The sequence below is a fragment of the Streptomyces bacillaris genome (assembly GCF_003268675.1).
GTDB classification, from domain to species: domain Bacteria; phylum Actinomycetota; class Actinomycetes; order Streptomycetales; family Streptomycetaceae; genus Streptomyces; species Streptomyces bacillaris.
In genome coordinates, this window is sequence record NZ_CP029378.1 from 4987062 (window position 1) to 5008813 (window position 21752).

General features: G+C 67.2%; 15 protein-coding genes and 3 rRNA genes. 11 read left to right on the top strand and 7 right to left on the bottom strand.

Features of this window, described 5'->3' with window-relative positions:
- The first annotated feature begins 40 nt into the window (after positions 1–40).
- The 5 genes from manA to DJ476_RS21700 all read left to right on the top strand — a co-directional run bounded on the left by manA (position 41) and on the right by DJ476_RS21700 (position 5348).
- Positions 41–1237, top strand: coding sequence for a mannose-6-phosphate isomerase, class I (gene manA / locus DJ476_RS21680; RefSeq protein WP_103418587.1), 1197 nt, complete (start codon positions 41–43; stop codon positions 1235–1237).
- A gap of 93 nt (positions 1238–1330) precedes the next feature.
- A complete protein-coding gene (locus tag DJ476_RS21685) occupies positions 1331–2290 on the top strand; it encodes a cation diffusion facilitator family transporter (RefSeq protein WP_112491336.1) in 960 nt (319 codons plus the stop codon).
- A 298-nt stretch (positions 2291–2588) separates the two neighbouring features.
- Positions 2589–4046 (top strand): adenosylhomocysteinase, encoded by a 1458-nt coding sequence (ahcY, locus tag DJ476_RS21690; protein ID WP_070199229.1) that lies wholly within the window; start codon positions 2589–2591, stop codon positions 4044–4046.
- A gap of 207 nt (positions 4047–4253) precedes the next feature.
- Entirely contained in the window at positions 4254–4874 is a 621-nt protein-coding gene (locus tag DJ476_RS21695) for a hypothetical protein (RefSeq protein ID WP_112491337.1), read from the top strand.
- A gap of 69 nt (positions 4875–4943) precedes the next feature.
- Positions 4944–5348, top strand: a complete 405-nt coding sequence (locus tag DJ476_RS21700; protein WP_103418590.1) for a hypothetical protein — start codon at positions 4944–4946, stop codon at positions 5346–5348.
- On the opposite strand, the gene DJ476_RS21705 is transcribed toward DJ476_RS21700, so the two are convergent.
- Positions 5313–6148, bottom strand: a protein-coding gene (locus tag DJ476_RS21705; RefSeq protein WP_162638766.1) for an IS5 family transposase whose coding sequence is annotated in 2 segments (ribosomal slippage) — positions 5313–5806 and positions 5806–6148 — 837 coding nt in all. Because the reading frame shifts where the segments join, the coding sequence is not laid out codon by codon here. The genes DJ476_RS21700 and DJ476_RS21705 overlap by 36 nt on opposite strands.
- A 66-nt stretch (positions 6149–6214) precedes the next feature.
- A complete protein-coding gene (locus DJ476_RS21710) occupies positions 6215–7174 on the bottom strand; it encodes an RDD family protein (RefSeq protein ID WP_103418591.1) in 960 nt (319 codons plus the stop codon).
- Between the two features lie 130 nt (positions 7175–7304).
- Between DJ476_RS21710 and DJ476_RS21715 the strand changes: the two genes are divergently transcribed.
- From DJ476_RS21715 to rrf, 4 genes are all read left to right on the top strand, one after another.
- Positions 7305–8312: a stage II sporulation protein M gene (locus DJ476_RS21715; RefSeq protein ID WP_112491339.1), complete on the top strand. Its 1008-nt coding sequence runs from the start codon at positions 7305–7307 to the stop codon at positions 8310–8312.
- 715 nt (positions 8313–9027) lie between these two features.
- Positions 9028–10555: ribosomal RNA gene (locus DJ476_RS21725) — 16S ribosomal RNA — on the top strand.
- 297 nt (positions 10556–10852) lie between these two features.
- Positions 10853–13979, top strand: a 23S ribosomal RNA gene (locus tag DJ476_RS21730).
- Positions 13980–14056: 77 nt separating this feature from the next.
- Positions 14057–14173 (top strand): 5S ribosomal RNA (gene rrf / locus DJ476_RS21735).
- Together the 16S, 23S and 5S rRNA genes form the textbook arrangement of a ribosomal RNA operon.
- Positions 14174–14288: 115 nt before the next feature.
- Here rrf and DJ476_RS21740 read toward each other — a convergent pair.
- Genes DJ476_RS21740 through DJ476_RS21760 form a run of 5 tightly spaced genes read right to left on the bottom strand, consistent with a single transcriptional unit; the run spans position 14289 to position 19775 of the window.
- Positions 14289–15602, bottom strand: a complete 1314-nt coding sequence (locus tag DJ476_RS21740) for a DUF58 domain-containing protein (RefSeq protein WP_112491340.1) — start codon at positions 15600–15602, stop codon at positions 14289–14291.
- Between the two features lie 10 nt (positions 15603–15612).
- A complete protein-coding gene (locus tag DJ476_RS21745; RefSeq protein WP_181006548.1) occupies positions 15613–16632 on the bottom strand; it encodes an AAA family ATPase in 1020 nt (339 codons plus the stop codon).
- Positions 16629–17870: a DUF4350 domain-containing protein gene (locus DJ476_RS21750; RefSeq protein ID WP_103418818.1), complete on the bottom strand. Its 1242-nt coding sequence runs from the start codon at positions 17868–17870 to the stop codon at positions 16629–16631. Before DJ476_RS21750 ends, DJ476_RS21745 begins: the two co-directional genes overlap by 4 nt.
- On the bottom strand, positions 17867–18559 hold the full coding sequence (locus tag DJ476_RS21755) for a DUF4129 domain-containing protein (RefSeq protein WP_103418819.1): 693 nt from the start codon (positions 18557–18559) through the stop codon (positions 17867–17869). Before DJ476_RS21755 ends, DJ476_RS21750 begins: the two co-directional genes overlap by 4 nt.
- Positions 18560–18563: 4 nt before the next feature.
- Entirely contained in the window at positions 18564–19775 is a 1212-nt protein-coding gene (locus DJ476_RS21760) for a hypothetical protein (protein WP_112491341.1), read from the bottom strand.
- Between the two features lie 140 nt (positions 19776–19915).
- On the opposite strand from DJ476_RS21760, the gene mtnA reads away from it, so the two are divergent.
- Together mtnA and mtrA are read left to right on the top strand one after the other, a co-directional pair.
- Positions 19916–21058, top strand: coding sequence for an S-methyl-5-thioribose-1-phosphate isomerase (mtnA, locus tag DJ476_RS21765; protein WP_078949790.1), 1143 nt, complete (start codon positions 19916–19918; stop codon positions 21056–21058).
- A gap of 4 nt (positions 21059–21062) precedes the next feature.
- Complete coding sequence (mtrA, locus tag DJ476_RS21770) at positions 21063–21752, top strand: two-component system response regulator MtrA (RefSeq protein WP_007448372.1); 690 nt, start codon at positions 21063–21065, stop codon at positions 21750–21752.

Sequence of the window (21752 nt, forward strand, 5' to 3'; positions counted from 1 at the left end):
GCACCACCCGCCGCACCACCCCACCAGCGAGGACGACTCCATGGACCGCCTGTCCAACACCGTGCGCCCCTACGCCTGGGGCTCCACCACGGCCATCCCCGCCCTGCTCGGCACCGCCCCCACCGGCGAACCGCAGGCCGAGATGTGGATGGGCGCCCACCCAGGAGCCCCCTCCCGCATAACCCGCTCCACCGAGGGCACCACGCCCACCACCGGCACCGCGCCCACCGAACTCCCCCTCACCGACGTCATCGCCGCCGACCCCGAAGGCGAACTCGGCGCGGCCACCGTCGCCCGGTACGGCCCCCGCCTCCCGTTCCTCCTCAAACTGCTCGCCGCCGGCGCCCCCCTCTCCCTCCAGGTCCACCCCGACCTGGACCAGGCCCGCGAGGGGTACGCGGACGAGGAGGCCCGGGGCGTCCCCGTGGACGCCCCCCACCGCACGTACAAGGACGCGAACCACAAGCCCGAGCTGATCTGCGCCCTCACCCCCTTCGACGGCCTCTGCGGCTTCCGCAGGCCCACCGAGGCGGCGGACGCGATGGAGGCCCTGGGCGTCGACTCCCTGAAGCCGTACGTGGACCTCCTGCGCGCCCACCCCGAGGAGGCCGCCCTCCGCGAGGTGCTCACGGCGATCCTCGGCGCCGACCCGGCGGAGATGGCCGACACCGTGGCCGAGGCGGCGGCCGCCGCGGAACGCCTCGGCGGCGCCCACGCCCCGTACGCCCGCATCGCCCACCACTACCCCGGCGACCCCGGCGTCCTCGCGGCGATGCTGCTGAACTACGTACAACTCCAGCCCGGCGAGGCCCTCTTCCTCGGCGCCGGCGTCCCGCACGCCTACCTCGACGGCCTCGGCGTCGAGATCATGGCCAACTCGGACAACGTGCTGCGCTGCGGCCTCACCCCCAAGCACATCGACGTCCCCGAACTCCTCCGGATCGTCCGCTTCGAGGCCACCGACCCCGGCGTCCTGCGCCCCGAGGCCTCCCCGTCCGGCGAGGAGCGGTACGAGACGCCCGCCGACGAGTTCGCCCTGTCCCGCTACACCCTCGCGCCCGGGGCCGCCCCCGCCGAACTGACCGTCCCCACCCCGCAGATCCTGCTCTGCACGGCGGGTACCGTCCGGGTCGGCGCACTCGACCTGACCCCTGGACAGTCCGTCTACGTACCGGCCGCCGAGGCGGTGGAAGCCACGGGATCGGGCACACTCTTCCGTGCCACGGTGGCGGCCTGACACAGCGTCCCTTCCCGTGGCTGCGACAATGTGCCGCCGCAACGCGGCACCAGCACCAGCTGACGTCCACCGAGGAAGGGACACCACGCACTCATGAGCGCGTCCGGCGGAACCAAGGCGATCGTGGCGGCGCTCGCCGCCAACCTCTCGATCGCCGTGGCCAAATTCGTAGCGTTCCTCTTCAGTGGGTCCTCGTCGATGCTCGCGGAGAGCGTCCACTCGCTCGCGGACTCGGGCAACCAGGGCCTGCTGCTGCTCGGCGGCAAGAAGGCCAAGCGCGAGGCCACCCCGCAGCACCCGTTCGGCTACGGGCGCGAGCGCTACATCTACGCCTTCCTCGTCTCCATCGTCCTCTTCTCGGTCGGTGGCATGTTCGCCGTCTACGAGGGCTACGAGAAGATCAAGCACCCGCACGAGATCACGGCCTGGTACTGGCCGGTCGGGGTCCTGGTCTTCGCGATCATCGCCGAGATCTTCTCCTTCCGTACGGCGATCAAGGAGTCCAACCAGACGCGCGGCGACCGCTCCTGGACGGAGTTCGTCCGCCGCTCCAAGGCCCCCGAACTCCCGGTCGTCCTCCTGGAGGACCTCGGCGCCCTCGTCGGCCTGGTCCTCGCGCTCGGCGGCGTCGGTCTCGCGCTCGCCACCGGCAACGGCGTCTGGGACGGCATCGGCACGCTCTGCATCGGCATCCTGCTGATCGTCATCGCGATCATCCTGGCCGCCGAGACGAAGTCCCTCCTGCTCGGTGAGTCGGCCGGTCTCGAAGAGGTCGAGAAGATCAAGGGGGCCGTGGTGGACGGCGACACCGTCACGGGCATCATCCACATGCGTACCCTCCACCTGGGCCCCGAGGAACTGCTGGTCGCCGCGAAGATCGCGGTCCAGCACGACGACACCGCGGTCGAGGTCGCCCGCGCGATCGACGCGGCCGAGAGCCGGATCCGCGAGGCGGTCCCGATCGCCCGGGTCATCTATCTGGAGCCGGACATCTTCAACGCGGAGGCAGCGGCGGTGGCCGGCACCGACCTGGGCAAGCCGTCCACCCCCTGACCCCACACATCGACCACGCCCCATCGGCGCCGCATCGAACGGCCCAGTGACCCTCCCCACGCCCGGTTCCAGGAACGGGCCGGAGGGTCACTGGGTCGTTCGGTGTAGATTCGGAAGGGAACAGACGTCGCTGCTGATGGCGGTCGACCGGTCAGCCGACGCGAGCCGGGCGAGGGACAGAAGGCCTCCGACGGACTGCACTGCGAACCGCCCGGGCATTCGTGTATCCGCCGCCTGCCCGCCGCCGCAGAGCCAGCCCCGACAGCCCACCTCGACCCATCACGAGGAGCAGCCCGTTATGACGACGGCCGCCAACAGCCAGGACTTCAAGGTCGCCGACCTCTCCCTCGCCGCCTTCGGCCGCAAGGAGATCACGCTCGCCGAGCACGAGATGCCCGGCCTGATGTCCATCCGCAAGGAGTACGCCGCTGCCCAGCCGCTGGCCGGCGCCCGGATCACCGGCTCGCTGCACATGACCGTGCAGACGGCCGTGCTCATCGAGACCCTCGTGGCCCTCGGTGCCGAGGTCCGCTGGGCCTCCTGCAACATCTTCTCCACCCAGGACCACGCCGCCGCGGCCATCGCGGTCGGCCCGAACGGCACCCCGGAGGCCCCCGCAGGCGTCCCGGTCTTCGCCTGGAAGGGCGAGACGCTGGAGGAGTACTGGTGGTGCACCGAGCAGGCGCTGACCTGGCCGAACACCCCCACCGGCGGCCCGAACATGATCCTGGACGACGGCGGTGACGCCACCCTCCTCGTCCACAAGGGCGTCGAGTTCGAGAAGGCCGGAGCGGCCCCGGACCCGTCGACGGCGGACAGCGAGGAGTACGCCCACATCCTCACCCTGCTGAACCGCACCCTCGGCGAGTCCCCGCAGAAGTGGACCCAGCTGGCGTCCGAGATCCGCGGCGTGACGGAGGAGACCACCACCGGCGTCCACCGTCTCTACGAGATGCACCGCGACGGCACCCTCCTGTTCCCCGCGATCAATGTGAACGACGCGGTCACCAAGTCGAAGTTCGACAACAAGTACGGCTGCCGCCACTCCCTCATCGACGGCATCAACCGCGCCACCGACGTCCTGATCGGCGGCAAGACCGCCGTCGTCTGCGGCTACGGCGACGTGGGCAAGGGCTCCGCGGAGTCCCTCCGAGGCCAGGGCGCCCGCGTGATCATCACGGAGATCGACCCGATCTGCGCGCTGCAGGCCGCGATGGACGGCTACCAGGTCGCCACCCTCGAGGACGTGGTGGAGACGGCCGATATCTTCATCACCACGACGGGCAACAAGGACATCATCCTGGCCTCGGACATGGCGCGGATGAAGCACCAGGCGATCGTCGGGAACATCGGCCACTTCGACAACGAGATCGACATGGCAGGCCTGGCCGCCATCGACGGAATCGTCAAGGACGAGGTCAAGCCGCAGGTCCACACCTGGACGTTCCCCGACGGCAAGGTCCTCATCGTGCTCTCCGAGGGCCGCCTGCTGAACCTGGGCAACGCCACCGGCCACCCGTCGTTCGTGATGTCCAACAGCTTCGCCGACCAGACCCTCGCGCAGATCGAGCTGTTCACGAAGCCGGAGGAGTACCCGACCGACGTCTACGTGCTCCCCAAGCACCTGGACGAGAAGGTCGCCCGCCTCCACCTCGACGCGCTCGGCGTCAAGCTCACCACGCTCCGCCCCGAGCAGGCGGCGTACATCGGTGTCGAGGTCGAGGGCCCGTACAAGCCCGACCACTACCGCTACTGATCCACCCCGCTCTCCGATCCGGCGGTTCACCGGCCGGGTGGTTGAGCCTCAGCAGCTGCACCACTGCACCACTGACTGATCGCAGCAGCCCAGTGGTGGACGGCTGACGGCTGACAAGACAGGCCCCCGCACCCCCGTGTCGGGGGCTTGTCTCGTCACCGCCCGCTGTTACCACCCCCGCACAGCTCGAGGAACCCGAAGGACCCCATGCCCCGCGGCAGGTATTCGCTCCACGATCTCCACGACCACACCCCTTTCGGCGAAGAACACTTCCACTGCGCCCCCGGCCCCTCCGGCTGGCGCTATGTCTCCCAGACCACGTCCCCCTCGGGCGACCACCTCGGCTCCGTCGACCTGGCCCTGGACGAGCTGGGCCGGCCGATCCGTCTCGAACTCCACTCCGCGAGCTGGCAGGTGCGGGGAGCGGCCCTGGAAGGCGTCACCTGGGTCCGCACGGACCCCACCGGCGCTCACGCCACCGAGGGCAACGTCCGCGCCCACGCCTTCTCCGGAACTTCCCCCGCGTTCCTCATCGCTCTGACCCGACTCCTGCGCCTCACCCCCGATTCCCCCGAGACCCGCGTCCGCGTGGTCACCTTCACGGACCCGGTCCTCGCGCCCCGTACCGACGACCAGTCCTGGGCTCTGGTGAACAGTGAAGCGCACGCCACTGACAACGGCCCTCTGATCGTGGACGAATACCAGGTCAGCGCCCTGGACACGGGGGAGCGGCACACCGTTCACATCGCCGGGGACGTGGTCCTCGCGGCACCGGGCATCGAGCTGGAGCACCTGGAGACCCCACCGTCCCCCCGGCCCACCGACTAAGAACTCCTAACGGAATGACGCTTTGGGGCCGACTCCTCGTCGCGGGGTGTCGTCGGGCAGGATGAGGCGATGGACTTCGATCAGCCGCTGCCTCGCGAGCTGAAAGCCGTCGATTCGGCCTCGCTGTTCAGGCTGGAGGAGCGGGCCTGTGCCCTCGGCCTGAGCCAGCGGTTGGACCCGGCATGGGTGCAAGCGAATGCGGAGCCCGACGGAACCCACTACTTGTGGCCGGCCTTGTGGCACAGCCTGTCCCACCGCCCGGACGTTCCACGTCAGCTGCGGTGCGAGCTGCTGGTCTCTCTGCGTGCGGGAGACCGCGTAAGGGGTCTGTTGGACGTGCTTCCGGACGACTTCGCCCCGTTGCCGAGGGTGACCTCACACGAGGAAGGCATGCAGGTCAACCAGCTCTTTGACCATGCTCCTTCGGTCCGGGAATGGCTACTGCGTGAGGGCGGGGGCTCGGACCGGCTGTGACAGGCGTCGCCAGCAGATAAGCGCGCATCCCAGGGTGAGGAAGGCTTCGTGGATGTCGTCGCGGATCTCCCAGCGGATCCGCAGGCGGCGGAACCAGTGCAGGTGGGCGAAGGCGCGCTCGACAAACCGGCGTTGGGTTCCGAGTCCGGAGTCGTGTTCGGTGCCGCGTCGCGCGATCAGCGGCTTCACGCCGAGCGCGCGGACGAGGCGGCGGTACTTGTCGTGGTCGTAGCCGCGGTCACCGAGTACGACGTCGGGACGGCGCCGGGGGCGGCCGCGCTTGCCCCGCACGGGCGGCACGGCCTGGAGCAGTGGGATGAGCTGGGTGACGTCGTTGCGGTTGCCGCCGGTCAGGGTGACGGCGAGCGGGATGCCGGTGGCATCGGTGATCAGGTGGTGCTTGCTGCCCGTCCTGCCCCGGTCGACAGGGCTTCGTCCCGTCTTGGTTCCCCCTTTAACGCCCGGATGTGGGAGCCGTCGACCGCCGCCCGGGAGAAGTCCAGGGCGTCCGCGCTGCGGAGCTTGGACAGGAGTGCTTCGTGGAGCCGGGGCCACACGCCGGCCTCGGTCCATTCGGCCAGGCGCCGCCAGCACGTCATGCCTGACCCGAAGCCGAGCTCCTGCGGCAGGTGTTCCCAGGCGATCCCGGTATGCAGCACGAACAGGATGCCCTGAAACACCTGCCGGTCCGGATGCCGCTTCCGCCCTGGATGCCGGACTCGACGCTCAACCTTCGGCAGCAGCGGCTCGATCACCGCCCACAGCTCGTCCTCGACATCCCACGGCTTCCGCCGAGCCACCCCGCACCCCCAGATCAACGACCCCGAAGTGATCCAACCACCCTGAAGATCATTTCGTTAGGAGTTCTAACCGGGCGGAGCGAACCCGCCCGAGGAGCCGCCGACGCCCCCGGGCCCCTCGGCCTCGCGCCGAACACCATCACCAGGCACGGGAAAGGCAGGGGACCCGGAAGCCGCAGAGGCCCCAGGGGACCCGGAAGGCGCGGTCGCAAGGGGCGCCCCGGATACCGCAGGGGCCCCAGAGCCTCCAGCAGCCACAGGCCCGACAACCGGCGATACCCTCGCGAACGCCCGCCGGGCATCCCGCGCCTGCCGCTCATGCACCACGGCGGCCAGGAACGCGGCCGCCGGAATCCCCTGCGGCGGCACGATCCCCGTACGGGCCACCAGCTCGTCGGCCAGCCGCCCGGCGATCGACCCGCCCACGCCGGGATCCAGCTGATGCATCCGCGTCAGGTACTGCCGAACAGCGAGCCACAGCTCGTCCGGTACGGCGGAGAGGTCCAGCTGGGAGAACCGCCCGACCAGCCACGGCGGAGGCGGCGGCAAGGCGGCCGACCCCCTGGCCGCCACGCGCTCCCGGACGACCAGCGTGCCCGCGAAGACATCACCGAGCCGACGCCCGCGTGCCGACACCAGCGACGCGATACAGGCCACGGCCCCGAACGTCATCAGGATCTCCACGGCCCCCATCGCCCCGCGCACGAGCGCGTGCCGGAACCGGATCGGCCCGCCGTCGTCCCGCACCACACGCAGCCCGCAGGCCAGCTTCCCGAGGGAACGGCCGTGGCTCAGGGTCTCCACGGCGATCGGCCCACCGATCAGCACCAGCAGGAACAGGGCCACCGTGATAGCCGCGACGGCCGCCTCGTCCAAGGTGACGGAGGCGATCCCCACCACGACCGAGATCAGGATGAAGACGAAGAAGACCACCGCCAGATCGATGGCCGCCGCCAGCGCCCGGCTCGGCAGCCGTGCCGGCCTCAGCCCCAGGACCACCGCGTCCCCGGTCACCAACTCGCTCATCGCGCCCCCACTCTTCCCCGGCCTTCGCTGCTCCGGCCGGCCCCAGTCTGCCAAGCTGACCCGCAACGCGCCGCAGTAGGACGACCCGTACGCACGCACCCTCGCCCGGAGCCTGGAGCAACAGCCGCCCATGGACCTCGACGTCTTCGTCACCGCCCACCGCACGGAGTGGGACCGCCTCGACCACCTGCTGCGCCGGGGACGCCGCCTGACGGGCGCGGAAGCGGACGAACTCGTCGTCCTTTACCAGCGCACGGCCACCCACCTCTCCCTGATCCAGTCGACCGCCCCCGACCCCCTGCTCACCGCGCGCCTCACCCAGCTCGTGGCCCGCGCCCGCGCCACGGTCACCGGCACCCGCAAGGCGTCCTGGCGCGACGCGGCCCGCTTCCTCACGACGGGATTCCCGGCAGCGGTCTACCGCTCGCGCCACTGGTGGGTCCCCACCGCCGTCCTGTCCACCCTGGTGGCCGCCCTCCTGGGCTGGTGGATCGGTACGCACCCCGAGGTCCAGGCCGCGATAGCGGCCCCGGACGACCTCCGGGCCATGACCCGCCCCGGCGGGGAGTACGAGACCTACTACTCCAGCCACCCGGCGGCCTCGTTCGCCGCGCAGGTGTGGACGAACAACGCGCAGGCCGCCGCGATGTGCCTGGTCCTGGGCGCGTTCCTCTGTCTGCCGGTGATCTGGATCCTCTTCATCAACATGCTCAATCTCGGCGTCGGCATCGGTCTGATGTCCTCCGCGGGCCGCCTGGACGTCTTCCTCGGCCTGGTCCTGCCGCACGGCCTGCTCGAACTGACTGCCGTGTTCGTGGCCGCCGGTACGGGGCTCCGCCTCGGCTGGACGGTGATCGACCCCGGCCCCCTCTCTCGCCGCACCGCCCTCGCCCAGCAGGGCCGCGCCGCCCTGGGCATGGCCATCGGCCTGGCCCTGGTGCTGTTCGTCTCCGGCGTCATCGAGGGCTTCGTGACCCCCTCGGGCCTTCCGACCTGGGCCCGGATCGCCATCGGCATCGCCGCTGAGCTGGCCTTTCTCGCGTACGTCTACATCCTGGGCCGCCGCGCGGTACGGGTCGGCGACACCGGCGACCTCACCGCGGTCGAACGCAGCGCCGAGCTTCCCTCCGCCGCGTGACCACCGGTGTGCATTCGCCCTCGCCGAGCTGCTAGTCTCCTCTTCGCCCACAAAACCGTTGACACGGTCGATGTGGGGAGGTAGATTTAAACGGTTGCCTCAGGCTGGACAAGCCCGAGTGAAGCGCATAGCATCTAGCTCGCTCACACCGGAAAGCTCATATATCCGGTAGAGCCACTGATTCTCTTTATCTCGAATTGCAGGTCGTTCATTCGGCCGACAGACTTCTGATAAAGTTGGATCCGCCGAAAGGCAAGGTCACTCCACTGGCCACCGGAAATCAAATTCGGACCGGAAACGGAACGAAAAAGAGTCTGGTAAAGTTGGAACCGCCGAAAAGGGAAACGCGAAAGCGAAGAACCTCGAAAGCACCCCGCTTCGACCGGGATCGGACACTGGAAAGCGTCTGATAGAGTCGGAAACGCAAGACAGCAAGACACAAAAGAAGTAAACGAAGGGAAGCGCCCGGAGGGGCCCGGTGATACGGGACCGAAGGAAGCGTCCGTTCCTTGAGAACTCAACAGCGTGCCAAAAGTCAACGCCAGATATGTTGATACCCCGGCCTGCTTCGGCAGGTTGGTGGTTCCTTTGAAAAGTCCTACGGCCGCCATGTGCGGCGGTAGGCAATACACAGCGAGGACGCTGTGAACGACGGGTCTTATTCCGACCTTGTTGTTCCGCTCTCGTGATGTGTGCACCCGATTACGGGTAAACATTCACGGAGAGTTTGATCCTGGCTCAGGACGAACGCTGGCGGCGTGCTTAACACATGCAAGTCGAACGATGAAGCCGCTTCGGTGGTGGATTAGTGGCGAACGGGTGAGTAACACGTGGGCAATCTGCCCTTCACTCTGGGACAAGCCCTGGAAACGGGGTCTAATACCGGATAATACTCTGTTCCGCATGGAACGGGGTTGAAAGCTCCGGCGGTGAAGGATGAGCCCGCGGCCTATCAGCTTGTTGGTGGGGTAATGGCCTACCAAGGCGACGACGGGTAGCCGGCCTGAGAGGGCGACCGGCCACACTGGGACTGAGACACGGCCCAGACTCCTACGGGAGGCAGCAGTGGGGAATATTGCACAATGGGCGAAAGCCTGATGCAGCGACGCCGCGTGAGGGATGACGGCCTTCGGGTTGTAAACCTCTTTCAGCAGGGAAGAAGCGCAAGTGACGGTACCTGCAGAAGAAGCGCCGGCTAACTACGTGCCAGCAGCCGCGGTAATACGTAGGGCGCAAGCGTTGTCCGGAATTATTGGGCGTAAAGAGCTCGTAGGCGGCTTGTCACGTCGGATGTGAAAGCCCGGGGCTTAACCCCGGGTCTGCATTCGATACGGGCTAGCTAGAGTGTGGTAGGGGAGATCGGAATTCCTGGTGTAGCGGTGAAATGCGCAGATATCAGGAGGAACACCGGTGGCGAAGGCGGATCTCTGGGCCATTACTGACGCTGAGGAGCGAAAGCGTGGGGAGCGAACAGGATTAGATACCCTGGTAGTCCACGCCGTAAACGTTGGGAACTAGGTGTTGGCGACATTCCACGTCGTCGGTGCCGCAGCTAACGCATTAAGTTCCCCGCCTGGGGAGTACGGCCGCAAGGCTAAAACTCAAAGGAATTGACGGGGGCCCGCACAAGCAGCGGAGCATGTGGCTTAATTCGACGCAACGCGAAGAACCTTACCAAGGCTTGACATATACCGGAAAGCATCAGAGATGGTGCCCCCCTTGTGGTCGGTATACAGGTGGTGCATGGCTGTCGTCAGCTCGTGTCGTGAGATGTTGGGTTAAGTCCCGCAACGAGCGCAACCCTTGTTCTGTGTTGCCAGCATGCCTTTCGGGGTGATGGGGACTCACAGGAGACTGCCGGGGTCAACTCGGAGGAAGGTGGGGACGACGTCAAGTCATCATGCCCCTTATGTCTTGGGCTGCACACGTGCTACAATGGCCGGTACAATGAGCTGCGATGCCGTGAGGCGGAGCGAATCTCAAAAAGCCGGTCTCAGTTCGGATTGGGGTCTGCAACTCGACCCCATGAAGTCGGAGTTGCTAGTAATCGCAGATCAGCATTGCTGCGGTGAATACGTTCCCGGGCCTTGTACACACCGCCCGTCACGTCACGAAAGTCGGTAACACCCGAAGCCGGTGGCCCAACCCCTTGTGGGAGGGAGCTGTCGAAGGTGGGACTGGCGATTGGGACGAAGTCGTAACAAGGTAGCCGTACCGGAAGGTGCGGCTGGATCACCTCCTTTCTAAGGAGCATCTAGATTCCGTAAGGAATCGAGAGCCACTACGTCGGCAAATGTTCGACGGTGGTCAGCTCATGGGTGGAACGTTGACTATTCGGCACGATCAATCGGTTTCTGTCAGTACTGCTTCGGCGTGGAACACAGAGGACGAGGGATTGTGTCGGGCACGTTGTTGGGTGTCTGAGGGTGCGGCCGTAAGGTTGTTCCTTCTGATCCGGCCCCAGTGAACTCGTCCTCAGGGACGGGGTGGTGGGTGGCTGGTCGTTGTTTGAGAACTGCACAGTGGACGCGAGCATCTGTGGCCAAGTTTTTAAGGGCGCACGGTGGATGCCTTGGCACCAGGAACCGATGAAGGACGTGGGAGGCCACGATAGTCCCCGGGGAGCTGTCAACCAAGCTTTGATCCGGGGGTTTCCGAATGGGGAAACCCGGCAGTCGTCATGGGCTGTCACCCGCTGCTGAACACATAGGCAGTGTGGAGGGAACGAGGGGAAGTGAAACATCTCAGTACCCTCAGGAAGAGAAAACAACCGTGATTCCGGGAGTAGTGGCGAGCGAAACTGGATGAGGCCAAACCGTATGCGTGTGATACCCGGCAGGGGTTGCGTATGCGGGGTTGTGGGAGTTCTCTTTTGCGGTCTGCCGGCCGTGAGACGAGTCAGAAACCGTTGATGTAGGCGAAGGACATGCGAAAGGTCCGGCGTAGAGGGTAAGACCCCCGTAGCTGAAACATTGACGGCTCGTTTGAGAATCACCCAAGTAGCACGGGGCCCGAGAAATCCCGTGTGAATCTGGCGGGACCACCCGCTAAGCCTAAATATTCCCTGGTGACCGATAGCGGATAGTACCGTGAGGGAATGGTGAAAAGTACCGCGGGAGCGGAGTGAAATAGTACCTGAAACCGTGTGCCTACAAGCCGTGGGAGCGTCGCTGGCAGCACTTGTGCTGTCAGTCGTGACTGCGTGCCTTTTGAAGAATGAGCCTGCGAGTTAGCGGTGTGTAGCGAGGTTAACCCGTGTGGGGAAGCCGTAGCGAAAGCGAGTCCGAACAGGGCGTTTGAGTTGCACGCTCTAGACCCGAAGCGGAGTGATCTAGCCATGGGCAGGTTGAAGCGGAGGTAAGACTTCGTGGAGGACCGAACCCACCAGGGTTGAAAACCTGGGGGATGACCTGTGGTTAGGGGTGAAAGGCCAATCAAACTCCGTGATAGCTGGTTCTCCCCGAAATGCATTTAGGTGCAGCGTCGTGTGTTTCTTGCCGGAGGTAGAGCACTGGATAGGCGATGGGCCCTACCGGGTTACTGACCTTAGCCAAACTCCGAATGCCGGTAAGTGAGAGCGCGGCAGTGAGACTGTGGGGGATAAGCTCCATGGTCGAGAGGGAAACAGCCCAGAGCATCGACTAAGGCCCCTAAGCGTACGCTAAGTGGGAAAGGATGTGGAGTCGCAGAGACAACCAGGAGGTTGGCTTAGAAGCAGCCACCCTTGAAAGAGTGCGTAATAGCTCACTGGTCAAGTGATTCCGCGCCGACAATGTAGCGGGGCTCAAGCGTACCGCCGAAGTCGTGTCATTCATACACATATCCTCAACGGGAGTATGGATGGGTAGGGGAGCGTCGTGTGCCGGGTGAAGCAGCCGCGGAAGCGAGTTGTGGACGGTTCACGAGTGAGAATGCAGGCATGAGTAGCGATACACACGTGAGAAACGTGTGCGCCGATTGACTAAGGGTTCCTGGGTCAAGCTGATCTGCCCAGGGTAAGTCGGGACCTAAGGCGAGGCCGACAGGCGTAGTCGATGGACAACCGGTTGATATTCCGGTACCCGCTTTGAAACGCCCAGTACTGAATCAGGCGATGCTAAGTCCGTGAAGCCGGCCCGATCTCTTCGGAGTTGAGGGTAGTGGTGGAGCCGATGAACCAGACTTGTAGTAGGTAAGCGATGGGGTGACGCAGGAAGGTAGTCCAGCCCGGGCGGTGGTTGTCCCGGGGTAAGGGTGTAGGACGCACGGTAGGTAAATCCGTCGTGCATATAAGTCTGAGACCTGATGCCGAGCCGATTGTGGTGAAGTGGATGATCCTATGCTGTCGAGAAAAGCCTCTAGCGAGTTTCATGGCGGCCCGTACCCTAAACCGACTCAGGTGGTCAGGTAGAGAATACCGAGGCGTTCGGGTGAACTATGGTTAAGGAACTCGGCAAAATGCCCCCGTAACTTCGGGAGAAGGGGGGCCACGCCTGGTGATCGGACTTGCTCCGTGAGCTGGGGGTGGCCGCAGAGACCAGCGAGAAGCGACTGTTTACTAAAAACACAGGTCCGTGCGAAGCCGTAAGGCGATGTATACGGACTGACGCCTGCCCGGTGCTGGAACGTTAAGGGGACCGGTTAGCTGCTCTTCGGGGTGGCGAAGCTGAGAACTTAAGCGCCAGTAAACGGCGGTGGTAACTATAACCATCCTAAGGTAGCGAAATTCCTTGTCGGGTAAGTTCCGACCTGCACGAATGGCGTAACGACTTCTCGACTGTCTCAACCATAGGCCCGGTGAAATTGCACTACGAGTAAAGATGCTCGTTTCGCGCAGCAGGACGGAAAGACCCCGGGACCTTTACTATAGTTTGATATTGGTGTTCGGTTCGGCTTGTGTAGGATAGGTGGGAGACTGTGAAGCGGCCACGCCAGTGGTTGTGGAGTCGTCGTTGAAATACCACTCTGGTCGTGCTGGATGTCTAACCTGGGTCCGTGATCCGGATCAGGGACAGTGTCTGATGGGTAGTTTAACTGGGGCGGTTGCCTCCTAAAGAGTAACGGAGGCGCCCAAAGGTTCCCTCAGCCTGGTTGGTAATCAGGTGTTGAGTGTAAGTGCACAAGGGAGCTTGACTGTGAGACCGACGGGTCGAGCAGGGACGAAAGTCGGGACTAGTGATCCGGCAGTGGCTTGTGGAAGCGCTGTCGCTCAACGGATAAAAGGTACCCCGGGGATAACAGGCTGATCTTCCCCAAGAGTCCATATCGACGGGATGGTTTGGCACCTCGATGTCGGCTCGTCGCATCCTGGGGCTGGAGTCGGTCCCAAGGGTTGGGCTGTTCGCCCATTAAAGCGGTACGCGAGCTGGGTTTAGAACGTCGTGAGACAGTTCGGTCCCTATCCGCTGTGCGCGTAGGAATATTGAGAAGGGCTGTCCCTAGTACGAGAGGACCGGGACGGACGAACCTCTGGTGTGCCAGTTGTTCTGCCAAGGGCATGGCTGGTTGGCTACGTTCGGAAAGGATAACCGCTGAAAGCATCTAAGCGGGAAGCCTGCTTCGAGATGAGTATTCCCACCTCCTTTGAGGGGTTAAGGCTCCCAGTAGACGACTGGGTTGATAGGCCAGATGTGGAAGCCCTGTGAGGGGTGGAGCTGACTGGTACTAATAGGCCGAGGGCTTGTCCTCAGTTGCTCGCGTCCACTGTGTTAGTTCTGAAATAACGAATAGCCGTGATTACACCCGGTGTTCAAGTTTCATAGTGTTTCGGTGGTCATTGCGTTAGGGAAACGCCCGGTTACATTCCGAACCCGGAAGCTAAGCCTTTCAGCGCCGATGGTACTGCAGGGGGGACCCTGTGGGAGAGTAGGACGCCGCCGAACAATTTTTGTGGGAAAGCCCCGCACCGTATGGTGCGGGGCTTTCCTGCGTTCTGTGGCAGACCGCCACCCTGACCAGCCCGTGGATAGCCGGGGTGGCAGGGGGCCGGTGCCCTGCTCAGAGGCGGCCGGCGGCCTTCAGAGCCAGATAGGCGTCGGAGAGCGCGGGAGCGAGGTTGTCCGGGGTGGCGTCCACGACGACGACGCCGTGGCGCTGGAGCTTCTCCGCCGTGCTGCGTCGTTCGGCCTGAGCCTGGGCTCCGGCGGCAGCGTCGTACACCGCGTCCACTGTGCCCCGGCTCTTTGCCATCTCCTCGATCCGGGGATCGGACACAGCTGCCAGCAGAACCCTGTGCCGCTGGGTGAGCTGAGGGAGGACCGGGAGAAGCCCCTCCTCGACGGGGGCGGCCTCCAGGCTCGTCAGAAGGACGATCAGCGAACCTCGGGGAGCATCGGAGAGGGCTGTGGTGCTGAGGCCCCGGGCGTCCGTCTCGACGAGTTCGGGCTCCAGCGAACCGAGGGTGTTGACGACCTTGGCCAGGACGTCGCCTCCCGTGGTCCGGCCCTGTACCCGGGCCCGTACGCGGCGGTCGTAGGCGAGGAGGCCCACGCGGTCGCCGGCGCGTGTCGCGAGTGCGGTGAGGAGGAGCGTGGCGTCCATGGCCGCGTCGAGGCGTGGGACGTCACCCACCCGCCCCGCGGAGGTGCGTCCGGTGTCCAGGACGATCAGGATGTGCCGGTCGCGCTCGGGACGCCAGGTCCGGACCGCGACAGCCGACTGGCGCGCTGTCGCCCGCCAGTCGATGGAACGGGTGTCGTCCCCCGGCACGTAGGCCCGCAGACTGTCGAACTCCGTGCCCTCACCCCGCGTCAGAACGCTGGTGCGGCCGTCGAGTTCCCTGAGCCGGGCGAGCCTGGAAGGCAGATGCTTCCGGCTGGTGAACGGGGGCAGCACGCGCACGGTCCACGGGACGCGGTGGTGGCCCTGGCGCGCGGCGAGGCCGAGGGGGCCGTAGGAGCGGACGGTGATGCGCTCGGCCTGGCGGTCGCCGCGGCGGGTGGGGCGCAGCACGGCGGTGAGACGCCGTTGTTCGCCGGGAGGAACCGTCAACGTGTGGCGGGAGGAGGCCTGTTCGCTCCCCGTGGGCCAGCTGCTCGGCGGCCAGGCGTCGCGGAGCTGGGCCCGCAGGCGCCGACGAGAGGTGTTGGTTACGGTGAGTTGCACTTCCGCCGCGTCACCCAGTCGAACAGATGTATCACCGGATCGGGTGAATCGAAGCGGTCGCACTGGCGCTGCCAGGGCATAGTCGCACAGAATCGCTAGTGAGAGCGGTGCGTTGACCGCGAGCATCCCGGTCCAGCTCGGAGCAAGGATGCCTACGGGGAGTGATCCCAGCGCGGCCAGCAGTGCGGTACGTCCGGTGAGGGCCATGGTCACCGCCTCATCGGGGTACGGGGACGTGGGCGAGCACCGAGGTGATGACGGAGTCGGGGGTGACCCCCTCCATCTCTGCCTCGGGCCGCAGGTGGATGCGATGACGGAGCGTGGGGAGCGCCAAGGCCTTCACATCGTCCGGGGTGACGTAGTCCCGGCCGGTGAGCCAGGCCCAGGCGCGTGCGGTCGAGAGCAGTGCGGTGGCGCCTCGGGGGGAGACGCCCAGAGCGAGCGAGGGGGATTCGCGCGTGGCACGACAGATATCCACGACGTAGCCGGCGATTTCGGGGGAGACCGCGGTCTTGGCGACGGCTGAGCGGGCCGCCTCCAGATCGGCGGGACCGGCGACGGGCCGTATGCCCGCTGCCTTGAGGTCCCGGGGATTGAAGCCGTCGGCGTGACGGGTGAGGACATCGATCTCGTCCTGCCGGGAAGGGAGAGGCACCGTCAGCTTGAGCAGGAAGCGGTCCAGTTGGGCTTCCGGCAGCGGATAGGTGCCCTCGTACTCGACGGGGTTCTGGGTGGCGGCCACGAGGAAGGGGTCCGGCAGCGGTCGGGGTGTGCCGTCGACGGTGACCTGACGCTCCTCCATCGCTTCCAGGAGGGATGCCTGTGTCTTGGGAGGGGTGCGGTTGATCTCGTCGGCCAGCAGCAGGTTGGTGAAGACCGGGCCGGGCTGGAAGGAGAACTCGGCGGTGCGGGCGTCGTAGACGAGTGAGCCCGTCACATCGCTCGGCATCAGGTCGGGGGTGAACTGGACGCGCTTGGTGTCGAGACGGAGGGAGGCGGCGAGGGCCCGGACCAGCAGGGTCTTGGCGACACCGGGGACTCCTTCGAGGAGGACGTGTCCTCGGCAGAGCAGGGCGACGACGAGTCCGGTGACGGCCGGGTCCTGGCCGACCACGGCCTTGGCGATCTCGGAGCGGAGTGCCTCCAGGGAGGCGCGGGCGCCGTCGGCGGGCTCCGGAGCCGCAGGGGTCGCGGGGACCGCTGTGGGGTCGGTCGGCTCGGGGGTCGGGGCGCTCATGAAGTGCGTACCTCTCTTTCGAGGGCGTCGAGGTGGTCGGCCAGCAGGACAAGGGCCGCGTCGTCGGCGGGGGCCGGGCCGAAGAGCAGGATGCTCAGTTCGCCGTCCGTGGTGGTGGTGCGGGCGGCCACGGCAGGGAGGAGGACGTGAGAGGTGTGGGCCTCGCGGGCGGTGACGCCGGTGAGGCGGGCGATGCGGGTGCGGGCGGCGGCTCGCAGCGACGCGGCTGCCCGGTCACGGGCGTTGGCCTTGCGGTAGAGACCGGCGCGGCCTTCGGCGGATTCCGATGCGCGGATGGAGACCGGCAGCCGTTCCGTGACCAGGGGGCCGAGCCGGCGGGACCGCCAGATCGCGGCGAGGACTGCGGCGAGGGCGAGTTGGAGCGTCCCCCAGAGCCAGCCGGAGGGGATCAGGTCGAGGAAGTCGCTCTCGTCGCCGGAGGTCTCCTCGCCGGTGCGGCCGTCGTCGGTGCCGTCGGGGGAGCCGTCATCGCTGGTGGCGGATGGATCGGTCAGAGAAGGGAGGTACCAGACGAGATGCGCACGCGAACCGAGGAGTTGCAGGGCGAGAGAGGCGTTGCCCTGTTGGTCGAGACGCTCGTTGTGGAGGAAGTCGGGGGAGCCGAGCAGGACGGTGTCGCCGTCTCCGCGCTCCTTGCGGACCAGGAGGCTGGGGGTCCCGTCGCTCGGGTAGCAGGCGGTGGCGGTGGAGCCGGGGGCTGTGTAGCGGATGCCGCCCATGTCCGCCGTTCCGGCGCCGCGGGCGGCGGGGAGTGCGCAGGACGGGGGGATCGCGCTCACCGGGTGGTGGGGTTCGGCGCGTACGCCGGGGGCCAGTCTGGAGACGGCCGTGGGGCCGGGGGCGATCAGGAGGGTGCGGCCGGTGGAAGCGGTGGTCGCCTCGTGGAGCTGGTGCTGTTGCGAGGGGGTGAGGAGGTTGGGGCCGGTGACCAGGAGCGTGGTGTCGGGTCCCACCGCGGCGGTGGCTTCGTCGAGGGTCGTCGCGACGGTGACGGACACCCCGCGGTCCTTGAGGAGTTCCGCCGCGGCGCGGCTGCCCTTCGGGTCGGGGGAACGGGGGTCGAGGTGCCCGTAGTTGGTTCCGGAACGGACCGCGGCGAACGTGATGCCCGCGATCACGAGGATGAGCAGGGCAATCAGCAGTCCTCGTGCGCGCTTCCAGACCTGGTGCGGGGTGGGTGCGGTCGAGGTGGGGGAGGGGGCGGTGGCCGTGGTCATCCGGCGGCTCCTCGGAGGGCTCCGGAAAGGAGGGGCTTGGCCTCGTCCAGCTCGGTGTCCAGGGTGCGCAGGGCCAGGTACGCGGGTTGGCCCGCGGTGCGGCCGCCGTATGTGACGTCGTCGAACTCCCGGGCGGCGGAGCGGAGTCGGGCGGCGTGGTCGGGCAGGACGCGGCCAGCTTCCGCTGCGGCTTCGTCCGCCGTGCGGCCGGGGCGGGGGTCGAGCAGGGCGCGTTCCTCCAGGGACCGGACGATGGCCCGCATGCGTTCCTGGACGGCCTCGGTCCAGCGGAGGGCGGCGGCGTGTGCTTCGGCCGCGGCCCGGTGCTGGGCGGCGCTGCGGGGGCCGTCGCTCTCGAAGAGGGCGTCCGCGGCGGGGCGGGAGGAGCGTTGCGGGGTGCCGAGCCGCCACCAGAGCGCGACGGCGAGGCCGATGACCAGGAGGGCCAGGACGACGAGCCCCGCCGGGCCGCCGGGGGCGGCGCTCGCAGCAGCGTCGAACACCCCGGCGACCCAGTCCCAGAAGTCGTTCAGGGCGCGCTCGAAGAAGTTCGGATCGTTCTCGTGGTACATCGGCTTGGACAGCTCGGTCTCGGCCGCCTCCCGGGCCGGAACCCGTGGAGTGTCCACGGGTATGTCGCCCGCGCCGATGACCTGCCGTGCTGTTGTGGCGCCCCCCGCCCCCGGCACTCCATCAGCTCCGGGGGGTGTCGGTGTCGTGGCCCGGGAGCCCTGCGGCCCGGGCCAGGTCGAGGTCGAGCGCCTCGCGGCGGATGCGCTGGTCGACGTAGAGCAGGGCCATCACTCCTGCGACGAAGGGGTAGAGCAGCGTGGAGACGATCACTTCGCCGATGCCCGTGACGATCAGGAAGGGCCAGCCGAAGGAGGGGCCGCCGCTCTCGAAGAACTCGCTGAGGCTGACGCCGTCTGCGATGACGGCGATGGCGCTGAAGGGGATGGAGACGAGGAAGCTCAGCAGGAAGACGATCAGGTAGGTCAGGGCGAGGATTCCGAAGGTGCGCCACCAGGCACCGCGGACCAGCTTCGCGGACCTGCGCAGCGCGGCGATGATGCCCTGCCGCTCCAGCATCAGGGCCGGGGCCGCGAGGGCGAGGCTGACCTGCAGCCAGAGGATCACGGCGCAGGCGGCCAGGAAGCCGAGGGCCGCCAGGGCCGCGCCGCCCCCGGATCCCATCAGCAGTCCGGGGCCGATGCCGATGGCCATGATCAGAGCGGTGGCCAGGGTGACCAGCAGGGTCAGCCCGATCAGGGGGAGGAGCCGCGGGCGGGCTTCGGCCCAGGCGTCGGAGAGCGTGACGGGGCGGCCCAGCACAGAGCGGCTGATGACCACGGTGACGATCGACGCGGTGAAGAGCGTGGCGATCATCGTGAAGAGCGAGGTCGGGGCGAGCGAGAACAGCGTCGTCCGGAGGGATTCGGAAGCCTGGCGGAGGGCTTCGGTGCCGGAGGCGTTCGGGTCGATGTTGGTCGGCTTGGGCAGGAGGTAGCGCTGCATGAGGACGACGGCGATCTGAACGACCACGGAGACCGCGAGGCTGAAGCCGAGTGCGGTGCGCCAGTGGGCGCGCAGGGCCGAGACGGAGCCGTCGAGGATCTCACCGAGGCCCAGCGGGCGCAGCGGGATGACGCCGGGCTTCGCGGCCGGGGGCTGTGCGCCCCAGGGCCGGTGCTGCGGTCCGCCGCCCCAGCCGGGGGCGGGCGGGCGCGCGCCGGGGCCGCCGGCGGGGTTGCTCGGCGGGGACCACTGCCCGGGAGGCGGCTGCTCGGGGGACCACTGTCCCGTCGGCGCGCTTCCGTCCTTGGGCTCGGAGGGGCGGGGAATGGCCGCCTCCTGGCCGTCGGAGGGGGCAGATCCGGGCGTCGCCCAGCCCGGAGAGTCGTTCATTCTCGCTCCTTCACCGTCCTGACCGCTCATCGGCGCGGCAGGTTGGCAGCCATCGTGCCACGGGCCGGTGCGGGGCGGACCGGGAGCCTTCTCTCCTTCGTGCCTTCATTTGTGGGCGGCTCACCGGGCAGACTGGGCGGATGGCTGATCAGGACGTGCAAACACCGGTGGGTGAAGAGCCTCCCGCGCTTTCCGTGCTCCGTTGGGACGAGCTTCCGGAAGGTCCCGTACTGGTGCTCCTCGACCAGACGCGGCTGCCCGCGGAGGAGGTCGAGCTGGTCTGTACGGATGTGCCCGCGCTGGTGCGGGCGATCCGGACGCTGGCGGTGCGAGGGGCTCCGCTGCTCGGGATCGCCGGGGGGTACGGGGTGGCGCTCGCGGCGGCGCGGGGCTACGACGTGGCGGAGGCGGCCGGGCTGCTGGAGGGGGCGCGGCCCACCGCGGTGAACCTCGGTTACGGGGTGCGACGGGTGGCCACGGCCTACTGGGCGGCGGCCAGGAAGGGGGCGGAGGCGGCGGAGGCCGCCGCCGTGGCCCTGGCCGAGGCGCAGGCGCTGCACCGGGAGGACGCCCGGGCCAGCGCGCGGATGGCGGAGCACGGGACGGCGCTGCTGGAGGAGCTGCTGCCCGGGCGGGGCTACCAACTGCTGACCCACTGCAACACCGGGGCGCTGGTCTCCGGGGGCGAGGGGACGGCGTTCGCGGTGGCGTTGCGGGTGCACCGGCAGGGGCGGCTGCGCCGGCTGTGGGTGGACGAGACCCGGCCGCTGCTCCAGGGGGCGAGGCTGACTGCGTACGAGGCGGCCCGTGGCGGGATGGCGTACAGCCTGCTCACGGACAGTGCGGCGGGGTCCCTGTTCGCCGCGGGGGAGGTGGACGCCGTGCTCATCGGGGCGGACCGCATCACCGCGGACGGCTCGGTGGCCAACAAGGTGGGGAGCTATCCGCTGGCGGTGCTGGCGAAGTACCACCATGTGCCGTTCATCGTGGTGGCCCCGACGACGACCGTGGACATGGAGACGGCGGAGGGCACATCGATCGTCGTCGAGCAGCGTTCCGGGCAAGAAGTGACGGAGGTCACATCGCCGCGGAGCGGGTCGACGGGTGGTGGGGGTGGGATGGTCGTCGCACCCCTCGGGGCCCCGGTGTACAACCCGGCTTTCGACGTCACGCCGCCGGAGCTGATCACGGCGATCGTCACCGAGGAGGGTGTCATTTCCCCGGTCACGGGGGTTGGACTGGCCGAGCTGTGTGCCAGGTCATCGCAGGTAACGATTAGCTAATGGGATGATGTCGATTATGAAGGGACGCGTCCTTGTCGTCGACGACGACACCGCACTGGCCGAGATGCTCGGGATTGTGCTGCGTGGAGAAGGTTTCGAGCCGTCGTTCGTAGCGGACGGCGACAAGGCACTGGCCGCATTTCGTGAGGCCAAGCCGGACCTGGTGCTGCTCGACCTCATGCTGCCCGGAAGGGACGGCATCGAGGTGTGCAGGCTGATCAGGGCCGAGTCCGGTGTGCCGATCGTCATGCTCACTGCCAAGAGCGACACCGTCGATGTCGTGGTCGGCCTGGAATCAGGTGCCGACGACTACATCGTCAAGCCGTTCAAACCGAAGGAGCTGGTCGCCCGGATCAGGGCCCGCCTGCGGCGGTCCGAAGAGCCCGCGCCGGAGCAGTTGACCATCGGTGACCTGGTCATCGATGTGGCCGGTCACTCAGTGAAGCGGGAGGGGCAGTCCATCGCCCTCACCCCGCTGGAGTTCGACCTGCTGGTCGCTCTCGCCCGTAAGCCCTGGCAGGTCTTCACCCGTGAGGTCCTGCTGGAGCAGGTCTGGGGCTACCGGCACGCGGCCGACACCCGGCTGGTGAACGTGCATGTCCAGCGGCTGCGCTCCAAGGTCGAGAAGGACCCGGAGCGGCCGGAGATCGTCGTGACCGTCCGGGGGGTCGGTTACAAGGCCGGACCGAGCTGA